The organism is Moorena sp. SIO4E2, assembly GCF_010671945.1.
Lineage (GTDB): Bacteria > Cyanobacteriota > Cyanobacteriia > Cyanobacteriales > Coleofasciculaceae > Moorena > Moorena producens.
Genome location: NZ_JAAHIE010000931.1, coordinates 1 through 2,190 on the forward strand (window position 1 = coordinate 1; position 2,190 = coordinate 2,190).

2 protein-coding genes are annotated in these 2,190 nt (G+C 42.7%); both read right to left on the reverse strand.

Going from position 1 to position 2,190, the window contains the following annotated elements:
* Window positions 1–342 precede the first annotated feature (342 nt).
* Window positions 343–1,992, reverse strand: a complete 1,650-nt coding sequence (locus tag F6K37_RS39110) for a response regulator (RefSeq protein WP_287256620.1) — start codon at window positions 1,990–1,992, stop codon at window positions 343–345.
* A 2-nt stretch (window positions 1,993–1,994) separates the two neighbouring features.
* On the reverse strand, window positions 1,995–2,190 hold a 196-nt coding region (locus F6K37_RS39115; protein WP_287256621.1), incomplete at its 5' end, for a hypothetical protein.

A 2,190-nucleotide genomic window follows, 5' to 3' on the forward strand; every position in this document is an offset into this window, starting at 1 on the left:
GTCAGCCACTTACGTGCCTAAAAAATAGAACTTATTGTATTGTTCCGGTGGGTCGGGGCATCCCGTGTCGTTAATAAAGTAACCCGTGTATCCGAACGCGCCCCGCGTCGGCGAAAGCCGATAGTGATGGCTGGAGTTGGTAAGAAGCCCACACTGTAATCTTCGATGAGCGTGTGGGAGTATGTCACTGACTTAATAAATCTCAAAAAAGTTAAAGGTTAAAAGGGAAAGGTAAGCATATGCGCTACGCGCACACTACTTGAGGTGCGGTCAGCTATCAGCCAACGGCTGACCGCTTATGGCTGATAGCTGAATGCTTACTAAAATTGTTCTTAGAGTACCTCAGTCATCAACCCACTGCAATTGCAACAGCTGCTCCAACAAACCAAGTAACCGATCCTGGTCAATGGGTTTCGGTAGAAAACCTTCACAGCCCAGCATCTGACTCTGTTTCTGAACTATTTCAAAAGTACGGCCTGAAAGGGCAATGATCGGCACATTTTTCAGATCAGGTATTTCCCGCATTTCTGGCACCATGGTAAAAGCAGTTTTGACGGGCATGAATAAATCAGTCAAAATCAGATCGGGTCGGATCGCTATGGCGACATCCAATCCCTGCTGACCATTTTCTGCGGTTACCACTTCAAAGCCTAAGGGTTCAAGCATGTTGAGTAATACCAACCGATTTTCTTTGTTATCATCCACCACTAGCAGTTTGCGTCGTTTTCCGTGGTAACCCATCACAAGACCTGCAATATTCCGTTTTGCTTCGGTAACTTTAACCACAGGTAAGGCAACATCAAACCAAAACATTGACCCCTTAATTAACTCACTTTTAAGGTTTAGTTGGCTTCCCATAAATTCCACCAACTGCCGAGATATGGCTAAGCCTAAGCCGGTTCCAGCTGCCCGATATTTGCTATCCCCCGTTTGTTCAAAGGGTTGGAAGATAGTCTCTAATTGTTGAGGGCTAATTCCTATCCCGGTATCAATCACCTCGAAGCGAATCGTCCGATGTTGGATTTGGGAATCTTTCCCCTGATCAAGGGAGGTAGGGTTTTGGTCTTCAATCACTCCAACGTTGAACGTTACATTGCCTTGGTCGGTAAATTTTACTGCATTGTCTAACAAGTTGATCAGTACCTGTCGGAGCCGTTTCTCGTCTGCCTTAACACCAGTCGGTAAGTTAGTGTTTTGTTCAAATCTCAACACAATATTTTTTTCACTAGCTCGCATGCGGATGATTCCAACAACTTCCTCTAAGAAGGTTAGTAAATTAAATTCTGTGGGATACAGTGCCATTTTGCCAGCTTCGATTTTAGATAAGTCTAAGATATCGTTGATCAAAGTCAAGAGATGGCTACCGCTTTTCTGAATGATTTTTAAGCCTTCGAGTTGCTTGGCGGTTAAATTTCGTTCACCTTTGGAGGCGGCTAAAGCCGCATCACGTTGGAGAATTTGAGCATATCCTAGAATACCGTTGAGGGGAGTACGGAGTTCATGACTCATGTTAGCTAGGAATTCACTCTTGGCTTGGTTAGCTACTTCTGCTTTTTCTTTAGCCTCTTGGAGATAGGCATTTTGTTCAGCGAGGGTTTTTGTCAAAAAATATAGTTTTAAATGGAGCCTGACTCTAGCTAATACCTCTTCTTGTTCAAAGGGTTTTGGGATATAGTCTACTGCACCTAACGATAATCCTTTTATCTTATGGTTTATATCAGCAAACGCGGTCATGAAAATTATGGGAATATCTTTAGATATTGGATTATTTTTGAGTTTTTTGCAGGTTTCAAATCCATCAATAACGGGCATATTTACATCTAACAATATGAGATCAGGGGGTTCATACTCTACTTGTTCAATAGTTCCTTCACCATCCATTTCCACTCTGACTTGAAACCCAGCACTTTCCAAAGTTTTGTAGAGAAATGATAAATTATTGGGATTATCATCAACGATTAAAATTGTTCCAGTGTTTGGTGATTGGTTCATTTTCACTTATTGATATATTTCCTAATCGCCAAGGTATGATAGCAAGTCCGGAGGTGCGCTTGACCTTGGCGAATCAAATCACCGATCGTGTTCTGAGAAAAATAGGCTGGTTCCAATGTCAGCAAATGCTTAAAAATCCGTTGCTTCAGGTCAAATTCCACTTTGCGCCCCACTCCAAACAATAGGATGCGCGAAGCC

Bases quoted from the DNA above. Each gene is read 5' to 3' on its own strand.
- F6K37_RS39110 (WP_287256620.1), bottom strand. From the start codon at position 1,992: ATGAACCAATCACCAAACACTGGAACAATTTTAATCGTTGATGATAAT.